The organism is Arthrobacter sp. UYCu512, assembly GCF_040547075.1.
Classification (GTDB): domain Bacteria; phylum Actinomycetota; class Actinomycetes; order Actinomycetales; family Micrococcaceae; genus Arthrobacter.
The window spans coordinates 307,264-325,931 of sequence record NZ_JBEPPA010000001.1; the positions used below are offsets into that span (position 1 = coordinate 307,264).

Sequence of the window (18,668 nt, forward strand, 5' to 3'; positions counted from 1 at the left end):
GAAAGCCTTTATTCGCCAATGTATGGAGAAAGACGTCATGACCACTTCCACTGCCACCACCCTCGCCAACGTTGTTGCCTGCCCTCCGTCGGGGCGGCCGAAAGCCGTGGTCTTTGACCACCACGAGTACGCAGCCTCCGTCATTCTTCGTGGCCGGCCTGTCCCTTGGGACAACGCCACTGCCTACGCGGCATTCTTTGCCCAGGCACAGGGGCTGCTCCGGCCGGACGTCGCGCTCCTGGACCTGAACCGGCTGTACGGTCATTTGACCACCGGCAACACCGGGCTCGAGTCCGGCATGGCGGCCAGATCCCGGACAGGTTTCGCGCTGCGGACGTTGCTGGGCGACGACGACCTCAACCGCGCGGTGCTGGACTTCGTTACTGTGTTCACCAAGACAGCCCGCCAGCCTGTGGTGCTGCGCATCCCGTCGCCGATGGCCTGGCTCACCGGAACGCACCACTTCTCGGGCGCGGACGGCACCACCGACCTCGACGCCGACAACGCCGAGAATGCCTCCATGTATGTCAGTGACTGGCTCCGGGCGTTCGCGGCGCTGCCCGTCGCGGGACTTCTGCTGGATAACCGAACGGCTGCAGGCGCGTCCCGCGGCGTGCACGTTCCGCTGGAGGCCTACACTCCGATTGCCAATCTGGCCAGCAACTACCGGTGGACGCTGGGGCAGCTCGACGACGACCAGGCGCGACTGCACGGGGACACCGCGGTTGGCGCCTATATTCCTGCCGGGTTCTGGCTGGAGACGGGCGTGGAACTCCCGGCCGGGGACTTCTACCTGGGCGACATCCCCAGCGCGGCTTCTCCGGAGGGCGTGCTGGCCAGGCTGGAAACCCTGGGGTAGTAGCCCCCTGGTTACTTGGGCAGCAGGTGCCGCCGTCGGGCCTCTGTGACGCAGGCCCTTCGGTCACTGACGCCCAGAGCGTTGAACAGGCTCTTGAGATACCACTTGACGGTGTTGATGCCCAGATGCAGCTCCTGGGCGATTTCGCGGTTGGACCGTTCCTTCTCGACGAGGCGCAGGATCATCTGTTCGCGTTGTGACAAGCCCGGTTCCGGAACAGTGGTGCCCGTGCCGGGGGGAGGGACCGGCTCCGCTGACCACCCTGCATCCCGGTTGGTCCTGGCCTGCGCTTCCAACCGGATGAGGATGCTGAGGAAACGCGGCAGTTCGGGGCTGCCCAGCTCCGGGGCGGGCTCGCGTCGCAGCCTGGCCGAAGTGGCCCGCACCAGTTCCAGGCAGCTTGGGCCGCCATCGAGGACGGGCCGGACGAGGCCCAGCCGGGAACACGTCTCCAGGGCAGGCCATAGCGTCGATTCCGCTTCCTTACGGTTCCCCGCCTGTTCAAGCGCGGCCGCCAGTAGGATACGGGCATTAAGTTCTGCCCGCGGCCCCAAGTAGGCGGCGGCCCGCGCCAGCAGGCGGCGGGCGCCGGTCACCGTGTCCAATTTGCCCGGGGAATCCTGGCTCCCGTGACCGGCGTCAGCCATGGCGGATCGCAACTGCGTGGCCAGCTGTATCTGGGCCTTGGCCTCGGCCAGCCCTTCCAGCCGTGGTCCGGTGATGTCCGCCGGTTCCCGGACAGCTGCCGCGCCCGGTAGGGCACGGTCTGGTTCGGCGTCGATCGCCCGGGGGCCGATTCCCAACTGCACGCGTTCCAGATTCATGACCAGCCTAAGCCGGTCAAGGCCGAGGCTGTCGGCCACCAGATCGCCTTCGTCGAGTATTTCCCGGGCCCGTGGGGTGTCCCCCCGGAGTGCCTTTATTCTTGCCAGCGTGGCGTATGTGGACACCATAAAGTCCACCACCCCGCCTTCGGAACCCAGCTCGCGGGTTTCTTCCAGCAACTTCTCCGCTTTGTCGAGTTCGCCGCGTTCATAAAGGAGCTGGCCCATCATCGCTCCCGCCAGCCGCGCTGCATGTGAGTATCGTCCAGCCTTGCGCCGGCCGAGCTCCACGGCCGCGGTGAAGTGCTGGTCCACGCGGTCCAGATCAAGCAGGGCGTAGGCGGCAAGACCGGAAAAACAGTGTCCATACACTCCGCTGAAGGGGCCCGAGGTGAGGCCGTGGAACTTCGCGGCCCAGCGCTGTTGCTCCAGGGCGAGACGGTAATCGCCGTCGTGGATCTTCTTGAACGTTGACACGTTCGCTGCCACCGAGACGATCCAGGGCCGGAGCAGGTTGGCCTGGGCGAAGCACTTCCCGTGCAGTTCATCCACGTGGTTTACTCTGTCGCCGTACATGTCGATGCAGCTCTGAACAACGAGCCCTTCGACGCCCAGCTCAAAACGGTCGTGTTCGGTCAGGGTCGCATCGGCGGGCATCACGCTTTCGGCCAGGTTCAAGGCCCTCTGCGCCGCCCCGGATTGGTTCAGCAGTGTATGGGCCCAGGCTATTGCCGTCTGGAGCCGGGCCTGGCCGGCCGCATGGTCGGCCGGGATCTTGCTGACGAGTGCCAGCAGGGTCGACATGCTCGAGTGCTCCACCAGCCACATCGCGCGGAGTTCGACGATTTCCACGGCGAGCTCAACGTCCCCGGCGGCGAGGGCATGGTCCACAGCGTCGCTGGGGAATCCGTTTTCCGAATACCAGCGGGCAGCGACCAGGTTCAGTTCCCCGGTCCGGCCCGGGTAGTCGCGCTCCAGGCGGCGGCGCAGGTAGTCCTCAAACAGGTGGTGATAGCGGTACCACGTGCCGTCGTCGTCGAGCGGCTGCAGGAAAAGATCCTGCGCCTGGATCTTCTCCAGCATGGCCTGGCCCAGTTCCACCCCTGAGAGCGCGGACGCCAGCCCCGCGCAGAGGCGTTCCGGAACCGAGGTCATCAGGAGGAAATCCAGTGTTTCGGGGTCCAAGGTGTCGAGGACGTTTTCGGCGAGATACTCACCAATGGACGCGTGCCTGCCGGAGAGCCGTTCAATCAGGTCTGAGGCCCCGCGGTGGTCCCTGAGGGACAGGGAAACCAGTTGCAGCGCGGCGATCCAGCCCTCAGTCGTCCGGTGGAGGCTAGCCAGGTCTCCCGCATCCAGATCGAGCCGGTTGATCCCGACCAGGAAGTCCTGGGACTCGTTTTCATCAAACCTCAAGGCGACGGCGTCCACCTCGATCAGCTGGTCCCGCACCATCAGCCGCCCCAGTGGCAGGCCCGAGCGGTTGCGGCTGGTGATGATGAAGGACAGATGCGAGCCGCCGGCTTCGAGCAGCCGTTCCACTACCGCCCTGGTCCTGGGCTCCGTGACCAGGTGCCAGTCATCCAGGGTTATGACGATGTCCTGGCCGCCCTCATCGATGGCGTTGATGAGCGCGGGAACCACATAGTGCTCGGCGTCGTCGGGCCGTTCCTCCAGTAATTGCTGCAGTTCCTCGTCAAGTCCGGGACGGGCTTTGCGGATTGCCTGAAGCAGATGTGACAGGAACCAGATGGTGTTGTTGTCATCGCGGTCCAGGGACAGCCAGACGGTGACGAGGTCCTGGGCCGCGAGGAATTCCATCCATTGGGCGGCAAGGGTTGACTTGCCAAATCCGGCCGGGGCATGGATCAACGCGAGCCGCCGTTTCCGGTCCGAGTGGAGCATCTCAGTCAGTCTCGTGCGGTGGACCCACTGGCCAACCGGCTCGGGCGCGCGAAACTTGCTTGACGCACTGGGTGGTCCTGTCGGCATCCGCCACCTCCTTGTGGTCCGGCGGTCGCCGGGAATGCATTTGGCCCTCTGAGATTCTATGGGAACGGCGGCGCCTAAGACAGGTGTGACCCTTGGCAACTCCTCCGTGCGGGTCCCAGGCTCCCGAGCGCCGGCAGCTCTGCCAACGTGGGTCAGATACGGCCCATTCCGACGCCCGGCATCGGCTGTATCTGACCCGCGTTGGCGTCAGAGCGCTTCAAGCACGCTGACGTAGTTGGCGATGCCGACGCCGCCCATGTTCTGCACGGCGGCGCGGCGGGCGATGGGCAGCTGCATGCCGCCGGCGGTGCCGGTGAGCTGCATCGCGGCGATGACGTGCTGCGAGACGCCGGTGGCGCCCACAGGGTGGCCCTTGGCCTTGAGTCCGCCGGAGACGTTGACTGGCAGCTTGCCGTCCTTGAAGACCCAGCCTTCCTCAATAGCGCGCGAGCCCTGGCCCGGTTCGGTCAGTCCCATGGCCTCGTACATCAGCAGCTCGGCGATGGTGAAGCAGTCATGCACCTCAGCGAAGTCCAGATCCTCCAGCCCCACGCCGGCCATCCCCAGCGCGCGCTGCCAGGAGACCCGCGTCGCGGCGAAGGCGGTGGGATCGCGGCGCTCGGCCGGGAAGAAATCGTTGGCCTGGCCGAACCCGGCGAGCCGGACCGGTGCAGTGGCCCCGCCGGTGGGGGCGACGCTCAGCACGACGGCGGCGGCGCCGTCGGACACAGGCGAGCAGTCGGTGCGGCGCAGCGGGTCGGCGACCATCGGGTTCTTGTCCGAAACGGTCCGGCAGAACTCCTCGCCGAGGTCCTTGCGGAGCTGGGCGTAGGGGTTGTCGACGCCATTGCGGTGGTTCTTCGCGGCGATGGTGCCCAGCACGTCCGAGATCGGTCCGTAGCGCTTCCCGTAATGCTTGGCGACCTCGGCAAACAGCCCGGTGAAGCCGGTGCTGGAGGCTTTACCGGCCATGTCGTAGTCCGCGCCGAGCAGCGCCGCCCCGACGACATCGGCCCCGGCGTGGGTCATCTTCTCGGCGCCGATCACCAGGACGGTTTTCGCGGTGCCGGCCAGCAGCGATTTGGTGCCCTGCTGGAACGCTGCCGACCCGGAGGCACAGGCGTTCTCGACCCGGGTGGACGGGACGTTGGCCAGCTGCTCCGAGACCTGCAGCGCCAGCGAGGACGGGAAGGCCAGCGGCATCATGCCGGAGTTGAACTGTCCGAGGTAGATCTCGTCGATCTGGCCCGGCTCGATCCCGGCGTTGGCGATCGCCTCCGTGGCGACCTGCACGATCAGGGACTCGAGGGTCTCGTCCGTGAGCTTGCCGAAGCGGCTGTGTCCCCAGCCGGTCAGCAGGACATCCTTGCCGAACTGTTCGCGCAGGCTCATGCTGTGGCTCCTTCAAGGGTGGGGGTTGTGTCGACGGAGGGCGCGACGTCGAAATCGGCTTCCGTCTTTTCGCGGATTTCCTCGACAGTCACGCCCGGGGCGAGGCGGGTGAGCGTGAGCTTCCGTCCGCCGTCGACCTTTTCAAGGTCAAACACGGCGAGGTCGCTGATGATGCGGTCAACGCAGCTCAGGCCGGTCAGCGGCAGGGTACATTCCCTGACAATCTTGGCGGTGCCGTCCTTGGCGTTGTGCTCGGTGAGGACCACAACGCGCGGGGTGCCGGCAACGAGGTCCATGGCGCCGCCCATGCCCTTGACCATTTTGCCGGGGATGGTCCAGTTGGCGAGGTCGCCGCCGCCGGAAACCTGCATGGCGCCGAGGATCGCGACCTTGACGTGCCCGCCGCGGATCATGCCGAAAGATGCTGCGGAGTCGAAGATGCTGCCGCCCGGGAGGACCGTGACGGTCTGCTTGCCGGCGTTGATGAGGTCCGCGTCCTCCTCGCCCTCGAAGGGGAACGGTCCCATGCCAAGCAGGCCGTTCTCGCTCTGCAGGACAACGCGGACGCCCTCACGCAGGTTGTTGGCGACCAGCGTGGGGATGCCGATGCCAAGGTTGACGTAGTCGCCGTCGTTGAGTTCTTCGGCCGCGATGGCAGCCATTTCATTCCGGGTCCAAGCCATGATGATTCTCCTGAAGAAAGTAAGGGCGGCGCTCAGGCCGGAACGGGTGCGGTTTCTGTGGCGTCGGCCGCTTCCGCCCGGGGACGGACCGTGCGCTGTTCGATGTCCTTGACCCGGGCGTTGGCCCGGACGAGGCGCTGGACAAAAACGCCGGGCGTCACGATGTGGTTGGGGTCGAGCGCGCCGGGTTCAACGATTACCTCGGCCTCCGCGACGGTCACGACACCCGCCGTCGCGACCACCGGGTTGAAGTTCTGGGCGGTGTAGCGGTAGATCAGGTTGCCGTCGGTGTCGGCGGTGTGGGCGTGGACCAGGGCGACGTCGGCCTTGATGGCGCGTTCCTGGACGAACGTTTCGCCGTCGAATTCGGCGAGCGGCTTGCCTTCGGCGACGAGGGTGCCGACCCCGGTCTTGGTGTAGAAGGCCGGGATGCCGGCGCCGCCGGCGCGTAGGCGCTCGGCGAGGGTTCCCTGCGGGGTGAACTCGACCTCCAGCTTGCCGGCGAGGTACTGCTCGGCGAAGAGCTTGTTCTCGCCCACGTAGGAGGCGATGACCTTGCGGACCTGGCCGGCTTCGATCAGGATGCCGAGGCCCTTGCCGTCCACGCCCATGTTGTTCGAGACCACTGTGAGGTCTTTGACACCGGAATCGCGTACCGCCTCGATCAGGTCGGCCGGGATGCCGCTGAGGCCAAAGCCTCCGACGGCGAGCGTCATGCCGTCCCGCAGCACGTCCTGCAGCGCGGCTGCCGCGCCGGATTTCAGCTTTGACATCTGCATCTCCTCATTGAGCTGTTGACGCAATCCACTTTGTGGACTGCTCCTCTGCTGTTGGAGCCTACGGTGCCAAAAAGGGGGCTGTCAATGGATGATTTTGCCCTCCATAGTGCCATTTTTACAGTGTGGACGGTAGGCTAATGACTGTCCACAATATGGATACTTTAAGACGATTGAACACAAAACCCGAGGAAGAAGATGACTTCATTACCGGTCCAGGGCGCACAAGTCGTCAGCCGCGCCGCCTCCCTGCTGCGTATTGTCGGGCGGAAACCGGAAGGATCCCCGCTCGTTGAACTCGTCAGGGAATCCGGGCTCACCCGCCCCACCGTGCACCGGCTGCTCTCCTCGCTGGCCTCCGAGGGCCTGCTGGACCAGGACCCGGTCAGCGGCAACTGGGTGCTGGGTCCGGAGATCCTGCTGATGGGCTCTGTGGCGTCGGCGCGCTTTCCACTCGAGGAGATCGCCCGGCCCAGCCTGCGCCGGCTCGCAGAGGAGACCGGCGAAAGCGCGTTCTTCTCCATCCGGCGCGGCGCCGAGACGGTGTGCCTGCTCCGGGAGGAGGGCAGCTTCCCGGTGCGGTCCTTTGTGCTGCACGAGGGCGTCCGCTTCCCGATCGGGGTCGCCTCCGCCGGGACCGCCATCATGGCATTCCTGCCGGAGGCGGAGCAGGAAGAGCTGCTGGCCGGCTGGACAGCGCACGCCGGCAGCTTTACGGCCGCCCACACCCGGTCCCTGGTCCGGGAGAACTTGGAAGCGACGCGGCAGGCTGGCTATTCGGTCAACCCCGGGCTCGTGCTGGAAGGCAGCTGGGGGATGGGGGCAGCGGTCTTCGACCAGCGCGGACGGCCCGCCTGGGCGCTGTCGCTGACCGGCATCGAGCAGCGCTTCCGTGCCGAGCGGCAGGAGATGCTGGGCCGCCTCCTGATGGACGAGGCGCACCGGATCTCCACCCTGCTGCAGGGCGCCAAATAGGCCGGTGCCCGGGCGGAGCGGGTCTTGGGGCGGCTATTTCCACCAAGTGTCGAAGATGGTGACCGGGACGGTTCGTTTGTGCCGGGTGCGGAGGTATTTCTGCTCGATCAGCTCGGCTGCTGCCACCGGGATGTCGCGGCCTTCGAGGTAGTCGTCGATCGTGTCGTAGCTCAGGCCCAGCTCGTCCTCGTCGGTGCGGCCGGGCTGACCGTCGAGGAGGTCGGCCGTGGGGACCTTCTCCCAGATCCGCGCCGGGGCGCCGAGCTCGGCAAGGAGCGCCCTGTTCTGGCGCTTGTTCAGCCCGAACAGCGGCAGGATGTCGGCGCCGCCGTCGCCGTACTTCGTGAAGAAGCCGGTCACGGACTCCGCGCCGTGGTCGGTGCCGATCACCAGGTAGTTGTGCTCACCGGCGAGGGCGTATTGCGCGATCATGCGGGTCCGCGCCTTCGTGTTGCCCTTGTGAAAGTCGGAGATCCCGTTGCCCACGGTCTTCTCGAATTCGTCCTCGAAGCCGTCCACGGCGGCCGAGATGTTGAATGTCCACTCGGTTTTGGCCTGGATGAAGTCCAGGGCGGCCTGGGCGTCGTCTTCATCGCGCTGCACTCCGTAAGGCAAGCGGACGGCAACGAAGTTCGCATCCACACCTTCGGTCGCCAACTCCTCGACGGCGAGCTGGGCCAGCCGGCCGGCGAGGGACGAATCCAGTCCGCCGGAAATGCCCAGGACGAATCCCTTGGTGTGGGTCGCCTTCAGGTAGTCCTTGAGGAACGTGACGCGTTTGCGCACCTCCCCGGCCGGATCGATCCGGGGCTGCACGCCCATTTCTTCGATGATTTTCGCCTGGATGTCACGCATGAACCAAAGCCTAGCCAGAGGTGTCAACCGGACTCAACTGTGTCGCCCCGCCCGACCCCGCGGATGAGGCTTTGCAGGGAGCAAATTCCCGCCGCGTTGGCCCCTGCCGCGGCACCCCCGGCAGGAGTAGCGTATGGCCATGGAGACGACCGGGTGCGTGGTGGTCGGCGGGGGTCCGGCAGGCATGATGCTTGGGTTGCTGCTGTCCCGTGCCGGAGTGCGCGTTACGGTACTGGAGAAGCATGCCGACTTCTTCCGGGACTTCCGCGGCGACACCGTCCATGCGTCCACAATCCGGCTGATCGACGAGCTGGGCCTGGGCGACGAGTTCCGCCGGTTGCCCCAAAGCCGGCTCAGCAGCATCGCTTTCCCGGTGCCCGGAGGTCCGCCGGTGACGGTGGGGAACTTCGATTCGATGCCTGCGCCCTACAACTACATTGCCATGATGCCGCAGTGGGACTTCTTGGACTTCCTGGCCGGCGCCGCCGCCCAGGAACCGTCCTTTGAGCTGCGGATGAGCCATACAGCCACGGCGCTGGTGCGGAACGGGGGCCGGGTCGCCGGTGTGAAGTACACAAACGCCGACGGTGCCGGGGGAGAGCTCCGGGCGGATCTGGTGGTTGCCACCGACGGGCGGCATTCCACGCTGCGCCGCGCGGCCGGGCTCGCGCCGAAAGAATACCCCGTGCCCTTTGATACCTGGTGGTTCCGGTTGCCCCGCTATTCCTCCGAATCGGGTGCCGTGGCGGGAATCGTTCCCGCATTCGGCCGGGGCGAGGCCTTGGTGACTCTAAACCGCAGCGACTACTATCAGCTGGGGTACTTGGCGCCCAAGGGCGCGGATGCCAGGATCCGGGCCGAGGGAGTCGAGGGAATCCGGCACCGGGTTGCCGCCCTGCGCCCAGACCTCGCGGACCGGGTGGGGGCCATCGCCTCGCTGGCGGAACTGCACTGGCTGGACGTGCGTCTTAACCGGCTGCGCCAGTGGCACATCAACGGACTCCTCTGCATCGGCGACGCCGCGCACGCCATGTCGCCGGCCGGCGGCGTGGGGATAAACCTCGCCATCCAGGACGCCGCCGCAGCCGCAGCGATCCTTGCCCCGGCACTGCTTCGGGGCAAGGTGCCACGCACGGAACTGGCGAAAGTCCAACGACGGCGGCGGCTGCCCACCGTCGTAGTGCAAACCGGCCAACGGGTGATGCACAAGCTCCTGTTCGAGCCGATCATGATCGGGAAACGGTCCGGGGCGCCGGCGGCCCTGCTGTCCGTGGCACGCCATAGCCCGGCCATCAGACACCTGCTGCCCCGGTTTATCGCCTTCGGGCCGCGCCCGGAACACGCGCCGGCGTTCGCCCGGCGCGCCTAAGCCCGGCCCCAGCCGCACCCCTAGCCGGGGCCCGGCGACCGGGCCGGGATCAGCCGTGGGCTGCGAGGTAGCCAATCAGTCCCTTGACCGTGGCCACCTCCGGGTAGTCCCGCTCCGGGATGTCGACGCCGGTGGCCGTGTCGATCGTTTCGACCAGCCGGAGGAAGTCCAGCGAATCGAGTTCGAGGTCCTGCCGCAGCCGGGCGTCTTCGTTCACGCCGGCGAGGTCCACGTCCGGTGCGACCTTGCCGATCGCCGACTGTACCGCCGCCCGGGCGTCGTGTTCGTTCATGGTTCCTCCCGTTTCACATTACCCACCCGGACCCACCCGGTTCACAGGTCTTCCGGCTTCTGCAGCAGCTCGTCGATCCGCGCCAGGTAGCGGCCGCCGCGCAGCCCGTCGCTGACCCGGTGGTCAGCGGAGAGGGTGGCGACGACGGCGGGCCGGACTCCGAGCATCCCGTTCTGCGCCCACGGCTGTTCCAGCACCCGGCCGAAGCCGACCATCGCGACCTGCGGGGGATAGATGACGCCGAAGACGCTCTCCACCCCGAGATCCCCGAGGTTCGTCACGGTGATCGTGGGGTCGGCCATTTCGGCGCGCTGCAGCCGCCCGGCGCGGGCGCGGCTGACGAGGTCCCGGAGCTGCTCCATCAGCACACCTACCGGCAGGGTGTCCGCGTCGTGGATGGCAGGGGCCACGAGGCCGCCCTGGCGCAGGGCCACGGCGACACCCAGGTGCACGGACGCGCTGGGCCGGAACCCGCCGTCGTCGTAGAAGCCGTTCACCTCCGGGACCTCCTTGGCCGCGAGCGCCGCTGCCTTGAGCAGCAGCGCGGAGGGGACCAGCCGGGACGCAACCGGCCGCTGGGCGTTGACAGACTGCATCCAGTCGACGGCGGCCCGCAGGTCCAGTGTGGTGCTGAGGTAGTAGTGCGGGATGGTCTTCTTCGAGCGCGACATCAGTGACCCGATGGCCCGGCGCAGGCTGGCCACGCGCTCGCGGGCCTCCGAGGGTTCTTCGAGGGAAACGGGTGGCCCCGCGGCCGGTGCCTCCGGGGCCGGCTCCGGGAGACCGGCCCCGGGGGCACCTGCCGCCGCGGTGCCTGCCGCCGGGTGGCGGGCCGCGGCGCGCTGCACGTCCGCCACGCTGACGGTACCCTCCGGTCCGGTGCCGCTCACGGCGGAAAGCTCCACGCCGAGTTCGGCGGCCAGCCTCCGGGCCCGGGGCGAGGAGCGCACGCGTCCGGCGGCGGACGGCCTTGCCGCCACGGCGTGCTCCACATCCGCCCTCGTGACGGCGCCGCCCTTGCCGGTGCCGTGGATCCTGGCGGTGTCCACCCCCAGCCGGTGTGCCAGATGGCGCACGGGAGGGGCGATCGGGGGAACTTCCTTGGCAGTGAGAGCAACGGCGGCGGCCCCAGCCCGGGGCGGCGGCGCCTCATGGCGGGGGGCCCCGACCTCAGCCGGGGTCTGCGTGATCCTGGCCAGCGGGGTGCCCACCGGCACTGTTTCGCCGAGGTCCACGAGGAGCTCGGCGACCACTCCCTCCTGGAAGGACTCCACATCCATGACGGTCTTGTCGGTATCTACCACCGCCACAAGGTCCCCGCGGCGCACGTAGTCACCGGGCTTGACCAGCCATTCGACGATCTTGCCGTGCTCCATGTCAGCACCGAGTGACGGCATTAGGAAGTCAGCCACGCGCGCCGACCGCCTCCCGGGCTGCAGCGACAATCCGCTCGACGGACGGCAGTGCCGCCAGTTCCAGCTGCTTGGAATGCGGGATCGGCACTTCGGCGCTGCAGACCCGGCCCACCGGGGCATCCAGGTCATAAAACGCCTGCTCGGTGATCCGGGCGCTGATCTCCGCGGAAATGCTTCCGCTGCGCCATCCCTCATCCACCACCACGGCCCGGTGGGTCCGCCGCACAGAGGTGAGGATGGCTTCGTCGTCGAGCGGCCGCAGGGTGCGCAGGTCCAGCACTTCGGCGTCAATGCCTTCATTTGCGAGCTGCCCGGCGGCGTCCAGCACTGCCGGGAGGGTTCCGCCGTAGGTGATGAGGGAAACATCGTTCCCGGGGCGCCGGACCGCGGCGGTGTCGATGTCAACCGGGCCGGCGGCGTCGTCGAGCTCCCCGGTGACGTTGTACAGCGAGCCGTGCTCGAAGATCAGGACCGGGTCGGGGTCCTGGAGAGCGGTCCACAACATGCCACGGGCGTCGGCGAGCGTGGCGGGGGCGAGGATGCGCAGCCCGGGGATGTGGGCGTACCAGCCCTCAAGGCTGTGGGAATGCTGCGCCCCGAGCTGGCGGCCGGCGCCGGTGGTCATCCGGATCACGACCGGGACATTGAACTGGCCACCGGACATGTGCAGCAGGGAAGCGGCGTTGTTCACGATCTGGTCCAGCGCGAGGAGGCTGAAGTTGACGGTCATGATCTCCACGATCGGCCGCATCCCGCCGAGCGCCGCGCCGATCCCTGCCCCGACAAAGCCCGACTCCGACAGCGGGGTGTCGCGGATCCGGTCGGGCCCGAATTCCTCCAGCAGCCCCAGGCTGACCGCGAAGGAGCCGCCGTAGGCTCCCACGTCCTCGCCCATCAGGAAAACCCGCTCGTCCCGGAGCATCGCGTCGCGGATGCCGGCCCGAAGAGCCTCGCGGTAGCTTGATTTCATGGCCCGGTCCGCCCGCCGATACTGGTTTCCGGGCCGGCGCCGCGCTCGCTGTAGACGAACCGGGTGAGGTCCTCGAGCGGTTCGGGGCTGCCGGCTTCGGCGAACTCGACGGCGGCGGCCACCTCCGCGTCGGCGTCCGCCTCCAGCTGCTCCCAGTCCTGCGCGGAGAGCTGGCCCGCGTCCTCCAGCGCGGCGCGCAGCAGGACGATGGGGTCACGTTCGAGCCAGCGGGCGACTTCGGCTTTCTCGCGGTACCGTTCCGGGTCGAACATCGAGTGCGCCCGGAACCGGTAGGTGCGCAGCTCCAGGAAGTGCGGTCCGCCGCCGGAACGGACGGCGTCCACGGCGCGCCGGGCCGTTTCCTCGACGGCCAGGACGTCCATGCCGTCCACGGCCCACGCGGCGATCTCATAGGCGGCGGCCTTGAGGGCGATGTCCGGCTGCGATTCCGAACGCCCCAGCGCCGTCCCCATGGCATAGAGGTTGTTCTCGCAGCAGAACAGCACCGGCAGTTGCCACAGCGCGGCGAGATTGAGGCTTTCGTGGAATTCGCCCTCCGCGACGGCGCCCTCGCCGAAGAAGCACACGGTCACGCGGGAGCGTCCGGCCATCTTGTCCGCGAGAGCCAGTCCGACGGCGAGCGGCAGGCCCCCGGCGACGATTGCGTTGCCGCCGAAGAAGCGGGTGGCGGCGTCGAACAAGTGCATGGACCCGCCGCGGCCGCGGCAGCAGCCCTCCACGAAGCCGTACATCTCCGCCAGGATCGCACCGGCGGAGACCCCGCGGAGGAGGGCGTGGCCGTGCTCCCGGTAGGTGGCGACGACGGCGTCCTCCGGGGCCAGGGTTTCCAGCACACCGGTCGCGACGGCTTCCTCGCCGATGTAGACGTGCAGGAAGCCGCGGATCTTGGCGGCGCTGTAGAGCTCGACGCATTTCTCCTCAAGACGGCGGACCCGGAGCATCTGCAGCAGCAGGTGCCGGCCGTGGGCCGGATCCGGGTGGCTGCCGGGCACGTCCGCGGACCCGGTCATGTCCGGGCCTCCGGTGCTTGGGGCCCGGGTGCGGCAGCGTCCGGCTCCGGCGCCCCGGCCGGGGCCTCGATGGTCGAGGTGTCGCCCTCCGGCAGGCCGAGTTCACGGGCCTTGAGCAGCCGCCGGAGGATCTTGCCGCTGCGGGTCCGCGGCAGGGCCGTGGTGAAGTCCAACAGCCGGGGCGCCACCGCCGGGCCGAGTCTCTTGCGGGCGAAGCCGATGATCGCCAGCTGCAGTTCCTCGGAGGGTTCCCAGCCGGGCCGCAGTTCCACGAACGCCTTGACCACCTCGCCGGCCACCGGATCGGGGACCCCGATCACCCCGGCTTCGGCCACGGCCTCGTGTTCCATCAGCAAGCTCTCCACTTCGAACGGGCCGATCAGGTGACCCGAGGACTTGATGACGTCGTCGCCGCGTCCGACGAACCAGTAGTATCCGTCGGCGTCGCGCCGGGCGAGGTCGCCGGTGAGGTACCAGCCGCCCACGAAGCACCGGCGGTAGCGTTCCTCCTCATGCAGGTAGCCGCGGAACATCGAGGGCCAGCCCGGCCGCAGGGCCAGTTCGCCGACGGCGTCCGGCGCCGTCACGAGGACCGCCTTGCCGTTGCGGACAATGGGCTTGTCCTGGGCGTCCCGGGCCACGATGGCCGCCTCGACGCCGGGCAGCGGCCGGCCCATCGAGCCGGGGCGGATCTCGGTGGCAGCGAAGTTGGAGATCATGATGCCGCCCGTTTCGGTCTGCCACCAGTTGTCATGCACGGGCTGGCCGAACGCCTCCTGGCCCCAGACGACGACCTCCGGATTGAGCGGTTCCCCGACGCTGGCGACGAAGCGCAGCGCCGACAGGTCATGGCCCTTGGTGCGGTCCGCGCCGGCCTTCATCAGCATCCGCAGCGCCGTGGGGGCGGTGTACCAGACCGTGACGCGCTGTTCGGCAAGGATCCGGTACCAGCGGTCCGCGTCCATCTCCTCTTCGTCCACGATCGTTGTCACCCCGTGGGTCAACGGCGCGATCACACCATACGAGGTGCCGGTGACCCAGCCGGGGTCGGCCGTGCACCAGTAGACATCCTCCGGGTGCAAGTCCAGCGCGGAGGTGCCGGTCGCATGGTGGGCGGTGACGGCGTCGTGTACGTGGATGGCGCCCTTCGGGGTTCCGGTGGTGCCGGACGTGAAATGCAGCAGGGCCATGTCCTCGGCCTGCGTCGCGGAGATCCCGCCGTCGGCCGGCGCTGCGGACATCAGCGCGGCGAGGTCCAGCGTTCCCGGCTCCGGGCTGCCGTCGGCGTCGGTCAGCAGGACGTGCCGGAGTTCCGGCAGTGAGTCGCGGAGCTGGGCAATCTTCTTGCGGTACAGGGCCCGGGTGGTGACCAGGGCCCGGCCGGAGCCCAGCTGCAGCCGCTGGCGGACGGGTTCGGGGCCGAACGCGGAGAACAGCGGGCAGAAGACGCTGGCGTTCTTCAGGGTGCCCAGCACCGCGATGTACAGCGCCGGGCCGCGGCCGGTGAGCGAGAAGACGCGCTCACCGCGCCCGATGCCGAGGGCGCGCAGCACCCCGGCAAAGCGGGTGGTCTGCTCTGCAAGTTCGGCGAACGTGAGTGAGTGGCTGCTGCCGTCGGCCCGGACGAACCGCAGCGCCTCGTGCCCGGCGAGTCCCCCGGCGGCGTGCCGGTCCACTGCTTCGTAGGCGATGTTGACGCCGCGGCCCCCTGGCAGTCCGGACAGTTGATGGCGGGCTTCGTCCCAGGAGAACGCGGCACACGCAGCGTTATAGTCCACCAGGTTCGGCCGGACCCGGAGGCCGCCGACGTCTTTGGCAATGGTGGGCCAGCGGGTCGAGGGTTCCGTGCCTGCCGTCATGGTTCCATCGCACTCCTGCCAGGCAAGGGTTCCTAGAGGACAAAGACCCGGCGCGTGCCGGGAGCAACCGGGTGACGGCCCGACATCAACGGGGCGGCTGGGAATCCGGCGCCGGCCAGCCACTAAACTGGGTCCCATGACTGCCAACAGTGCCCCCGCAGCTGACACCGCTGCCGCCCGTGCCCGCCTTCTTGAACTGATCAAGGAGCTGGCCGTCGTCCGCGGCAAGGTCATCCTCTCCAGCGGCGCCGAAGCGGATTACTATATTGACCTGCGCCGGATCACGCTGCACCATGAGGCGTCCAAACTGGTGGGCCAGGTGATGCTCGCGATGCTGGCCGACGCCGGTATCGACTTCGAGTGCGCGGGCGGGCTCACCATGGGTGCCGACCCTGTGGGAACCGCCGTGATGCACGCCGCCGTCGACGCCGGACGTCCGGTGGATGCCTTTGTGGTCCGCAAGGCGCAGAAGTCCTACGGCATGGGCCGCCAGGTGGAAGGTCCCGCCGTCGAGGGCCGCAAGGTGCTTGTCCTGGAGGACACGTCCACCACCGGCGGTTCCGCGCTGACTGCTGTCGAGGGCGTCCGAAGGGCCGGCGGCAACGTGGTCGCCGTCGCGGTGATCGTGGACCGTGACACCGGTGCGAAGGAAAGAATCGAAGCGGCGGCCGGTGTTCCCTACCTCTTCGCCTTCGGCAAGGACGAGCTCGGGCTGAGCTAGGGCGCTGGTTCCTTTAGCCGGCACGCATGGTCCGGAGGGTGGCGGTGACTTATTATGTCGAATATCCATCAAGCGCCTCCGGAGGCCACAGCCATGCTGCTCCCCGAAGAAATCCTCGGCACTGAGCCCCTCAGTACCCTCGACCAGATTCAGAACCTCATCCTGGAAAGCGCGGATTTCGAGGAATTCCTCAATGAACTCGCCCGCTTTTCCGCCCACCAGGTAGCCGGTTCCGGCGACGACGCGCTGTGCGGCATCACACTGTTGCGCGACCGGAAGGCCGCCACGATTGGCTGGAGCAGCGATACCGCCCGTGAAGTGGATGAAATCCAGTACAGCCTCTCGCAGGGCCCGTGCCTGACGGCGGCGAAGGAAGAGCGCGAAGTCTATGTGCCGGACCTTCTGGATGAGGACCGGTGGGGCCCTGACTACGCCAGCGCCGTCGCTGCACATGGCCTGCGTTCCGTTCTCTCCGTGCCGTTCCATCTCCAGGGGGAAGCCCAGGCGGCGCTGAACCTCTACTCTGATGTCCCGCGCAAATTCGACGGCGACGTCGCCGCCAGGGCTCGTGGTTATACCCGGCAAATTTCACAGGCGTTGCGGCTCGCGGTCCGCTTTTCCATGCACGCCGACGGTGCCACGAACCTTCGGGCCACGCTCAAATCCCGCACGGTGATCGACATGGCTATCGGGATTGTGATGGCGCAGAACCGGTGCAGCCAGGAGGCAGCCGTCAGGATCCTCACGGACGCTTCCAGCAACGGCAACGTTAAGCTGCGTGATATCGCAGCGTCCCTGGTGACGTCTGTGGGCGGCGCCGCGTCCCGGACACATTTTGAAGAGCCTGGTGGGAGAGCGGCTGGCTGAACTGGCAGCACACTGTGACTTGTGCGCCCCTCGGGGGGCCTATATTCTGGGTGAGGTTGAGCCGTCGGCCATAGCAACCCTCTTTTGGAGTACCTATGGATACCTCGCTGAACGCTCAAGCCGCACTGGATATTGCCGCGGATATCTTCCGGATCGATGTCCGGGGAAGCCTCTCCCAGGACTCTCGCCCTGAGCTGATGCAGCTGATTCAGCGCATCCGGCGGATGGGCATCACCTCGCACATCCGGGTGTGCCTCGGCCGGGCGCAGTTTGTGGAATCCGCAGCTTTGGCGGGCCTGCGAAACGATCTTAACGTCATTGACGGTGCAGCCGCACTGGTCGACGCGGCGGGCGCATTGCCAGGCTCGGCAGGAGTCTCGCTCGAGCTGAACCCCCACCCGGACAGCGCCGTCGCCGCGTTGACGTCCATCGATGTTTCGGCGGACCTCACATCGGCCGTTCACGCAACGGGCCCCAGGCCATTAAACGGCTTCTCCAATGATGAACTGTTCGCTGCGAGTGACTCAGTGTTCGGGTTGCTGGACAACCCGGCTAATATGGCCCGTTCGCAACTGCTTGCCACCTATGACGAAATCGGCCTCGAAATCAGCCGGCGCGAAATCTGTCTCGAACCCGGCCGCCCGGACGCCGCCCGCGAACCCGAGCCGGCCTAGGCCGCACTTCCGTCCGGCTGTGGCTGAGCTGTTACCGGGTGCGGTTTCTGATCCGCGTTCTTTGATGGCTACGGTAGAGGGGTGCCGCGTGAGCCGGAAGTTGAGGATGTGGGCGATGCCTCCCGGATGCTTCGCCACGCCGCGGAACTGAAACGGTTCTCCCGGCGGGGTTTCCTGGCCGGGACAAGCGCGGCTTCCGTGCTGGCTGCCGACATGCTGTTTACCCGGCGTGTGCAGGCCGAGCGCCGCGTCCACAAGATCCTCCCGGTGCCGGACGAGACTGCGGAGAAGTACTTCCCGCACACCAGCTGGTTCCTTTTTCCAGGCTACAAAACGAGCTGGGAAGAAGCCCAGTGGATCCTGACGGCGCTTCGCGGGACGCTGACCAAGCGGGGCCAGCTGGCCGCTGTCGGATACTCCAACGTCGGCATTGACATCGACGAGATTGTCATCGCCGTGGTGGAGTACGCGCGGGCCCATCAGCTGACCACCTACTACTTCTACGGCCACAGCTTCGGCGGTATGGTGGCGACCCAAGTCGCCGCCCGGCTCCGTGAACTTCATGGCATTGAAGTGGCCTTCATTCTGTTGGATTCCAGTCCCAGCAGCCGGCACGACGTTCTGGACCAGAGCTGGTTTGAGGGTGTTGTGTTTCTCTACGAGAGCGGCTTCCGCTTCCCCACGGTGCTGCGCGGCGGCTACGAACTCGGCGAGCGGATGCTGCACAAGGACGAGCGCAGCTGGGGACAGATCCTGGACCAGACGCTGGAACAGCTCTCTCCGATTGCCCCGTCCAGCGTGCTGATCCAGACCGAGTCGGCCTACATCTACCACTTTGATCCCACCAGGTTCGCGGGAAAGCTCGGCGGAACGCGGATGGCTTTTGTCGGCAATCCACGCGACCAGACCGTGGACTACGAATCGGCACGGGACTCCTGGTCCTTGATCTTTAAGGAAAACATGGCCTCGGACTCGTTCACGACCGACGGCGCCCGGCCGGCGCACGCCAGCCCCGGCTGGAACCCGTTCGTTTACCGGCCCATCATCGACGAACTTCAGAACGAAATCCTGCCGCTGCCGTCCGGCGGAGGGAAAAAAACCGCCTTCTAGGGCT

General features: G+C 67.3%; 17 protein-coding genes. 7 read left to right on the forward strand and 10 right to left on the reverse strand.

The window, feature by feature from the left end:
- Positions 1-37: 37 nt before the first annotated feature.
- On the forward strand, positions 38-859 hold the full coding sequence (locus ABIB49_RS01485) for a hypothetical protein (RefSeq protein WP_282359554.1): 822 nt from the start codon (positions 38-40) through the stop codon (positions 857-859).
- Positions 860-870: 11 nt separating this feature from the next.
- Here ABIB49_RS01485 and ABIB49_RS01490 read toward each other — a convergent pair whose 3' ends face one another.
- The 4 genes from ABIB49_RS01490 to ABIB49_RS01505 all read right to left on the reverse strand — a co-directional run bounded on the left by ABIB49_RS01490 (position 871) and on the right by ABIB49_RS01505 (position 6,523).
- Entirely contained in the window at positions 871-3,588 is a 2,718-nt protein-coding gene (locus ABIB49_RS01490) for a helix-turn-helix transcriptional regulator (protein ID WP_354156592.1), read from the reverse strand.
- Positions 3,589-3,882: 294 nt separating this feature from the next.
- Positions 3,883-5,067 carry an acetyl-CoA acetyltransferase gene (locus ABIB49_RS01495; RefSeq protein ID WP_226773389.1) on the reverse strand — a complete coding sequence of 395 codons (1,185 nt, stop codon included), beginning with the start codon at positions 5,065-5,067 and terminating at the stop codon, positions 3,883-3,885.
- Positions 5,064-5,750, reverse strand: coding sequence for a CoA transferase subunit B (locus ABIB49_RS01500; protein WP_226773388.1), 687 nt, complete (start codon positions 5,748-5,750; stop codon positions 5,064-5,066). The genes ABIB49_RS01495 and ABIB49_RS01500 overlap by 4 nt, the downstream gene beginning before the upstream one ends.
- Before the next feature lie 32 nt (positions 5,751-5,782).
- The gene (locus tag ABIB49_RS01505) at positions 5,783-6,523 is read right to left on the reverse strand and encodes a CoA transferase subunit A (RefSeq protein ID WP_282359555.1); all 741 of its coding nucleotides are present in this window, start codon (positions 6,521-6,523) and stop codon (positions 5,783-5,785) included.
- A 201-nt stretch (positions 6,524-6,724) separates the two neighbouring features.
- Between ABIB49_RS01505 and ABIB49_RS01510 the strand changes: the two genes are divergently transcribed.
- On the forward strand, positions 6,725-7,501 hold the full coding sequence (locus tag ABIB49_RS01510; RefSeq protein WP_354156593.1) for an IclR family transcriptional regulator: 777 nt from the start codon (positions 6,725-6,727) through the stop codon (positions 7,499-7,501).
- 33 nt (positions 7,502-7,534) lie between these two features.
- On the opposite strand, the gene nadE is transcribed toward ABIB49_RS01510, so the two are convergent.
- Complete coding sequence (nadE, locus tag ABIB49_RS01515; RefSeq protein ID WP_226773385.1) at positions 7,535-8,356, reverse strand: NAD(+) synthase; 822 nt, start codon at positions 8,354-8,356, stop codon at positions 7,535-7,537.
- A gap of 139 nt (positions 8,357-8,495) precedes the next feature.
- Here nadE and ABIB49_RS01520 point away from each other — a divergent pair, with 139 nt between their 5' ends.
- Complete coding sequence (locus ABIB49_RS01520) at positions 8,496-9,725, forward strand: FAD-dependent oxidoreductase (RefSeq protein ID WP_354156594.1); 1,230 nt, start codon at positions 8,496-8,498, stop codon at positions 9,723-9,725.
- 49 nt (positions 9,726-9,774) lie between these two features.
- Here ABIB49_RS01520 and ABIB49_RS01525 read toward each other — a convergent pair whose 3' ends face one another.
- The 5 genes from ABIB49_RS01525 to acsA are packed head-to-tail and all read right to left on the reverse strand — an operon-like array spanning position 9,775 to position 15,292.
- Complete coding sequence (locus ABIB49_RS01525; RefSeq protein ID WP_226773383.1) at positions 9,775-10,017, reverse strand: acyl carrier protein; 243 nt, start codon at positions 10,015-10,017, stop codon at positions 9,775-9,777.
- Positions 10,018-10,058: 41 nt separating this feature from the next.
- Complete coding sequence (locus tag ABIB49_RS01530) at positions 10,059-11,429, reverse strand: dihydrolipoamide acetyltransferase family protein (RefSeq protein WP_354156595.1); 1,371 nt, start codon at positions 11,427-11,429, stop codon at positions 10,059-10,061.
- On the reverse strand, positions 11,422-12,402 hold the full coding sequence (locus ABIB49_RS01535; protein ID WP_354156596.1) for an alpha-ketoacid dehydrogenase subunit beta: 981 nt from the start codon (positions 12,400-12,402) through the stop codon (positions 11,422-11,424). The genes ABIB49_RS01530 and ABIB49_RS01535 overlap by 8 nt, the downstream gene beginning before the upstream one ends.
- On the reverse strand, positions 12,399-13,433 hold the full coding sequence (gene pdhA, locus ABIB49_RS01540; RefSeq protein ID WP_226773576.1) for a pyruvate dehydrogenase (acetyl-transferring) E1 component subunit alpha: 1,035 nt from the start codon (positions 13,431-13,433) through the stop codon (positions 12,399-12,401). Before pdhA ends, ABIB49_RS01535 begins: the two co-directional genes overlap by 4 nt.
- Positions 13,430-15,292 carry an acetate--CoA ligase gene (acsA, locus tag ABIB49_RS01545; protein ID WP_226773575.1) on the reverse strand — a complete coding sequence of 621 codons (1,863 nt, stop codon included), beginning with the start codon at positions 15,290-15,292 and terminating at the stop codon, positions 13,430-13,432. The genes pdhA and acsA overlap by 4 nt, the downstream gene beginning before the upstream one ends.
- Before the next feature lie 136 nt (positions 15,293-15,428).
- Between acsA and pyrE the strand changes: the two genes are divergently transcribed.
- The 4 genes from pyrE (at position 15,429) to ABIB49_RS01565 (ending at position 18,664) form a co-directional block, all read left to right on the forward strand.
- Positions 15,429-16,013: an orotate phosphoribosyltransferase gene (gene pyrE, locus ABIB49_RS01550; protein ID WP_226773574.1), complete on the forward strand. Its 585-nt coding sequence runs from the start codon at positions 15,429-15,431 to the stop codon at positions 16,011-16,013.
- 93 nt (positions 16,014-16,106) lie between these two features.
- On the forward strand, positions 16,107-16,880 hold the full coding sequence (locus ABIB49_RS01555) for a GAF and ANTAR domain-containing protein (protein ID WP_226773573.1): 774 nt from the start codon (positions 16,107-16,109) through the stop codon (positions 16,878-16,880).
- A 95-nt stretch (positions 16,881-16,975) separates the two neighbouring features.
- Complete coding sequence (locus ABIB49_RS01560; RefSeq protein WP_226773572.1) at positions 16,976-17,554, forward strand: hypothetical protein; 579 nt, start codon at positions 16,976-16,978, stop codon at positions 17,552-17,554.
- Between the two features lie 126 nt (positions 17,555-17,680).
- Complete coding sequence (locus tag ABIB49_RS01565; RefSeq protein WP_226773580.1) at positions 17,681-18,664, forward strand: thioesterase domain-containing protein; 984 nt, start codon at positions 17,681-17,683, stop codon at positions 18,662-18,664.
- Positions 18,665-18,668: the final 4 nt, after the last annotated feature.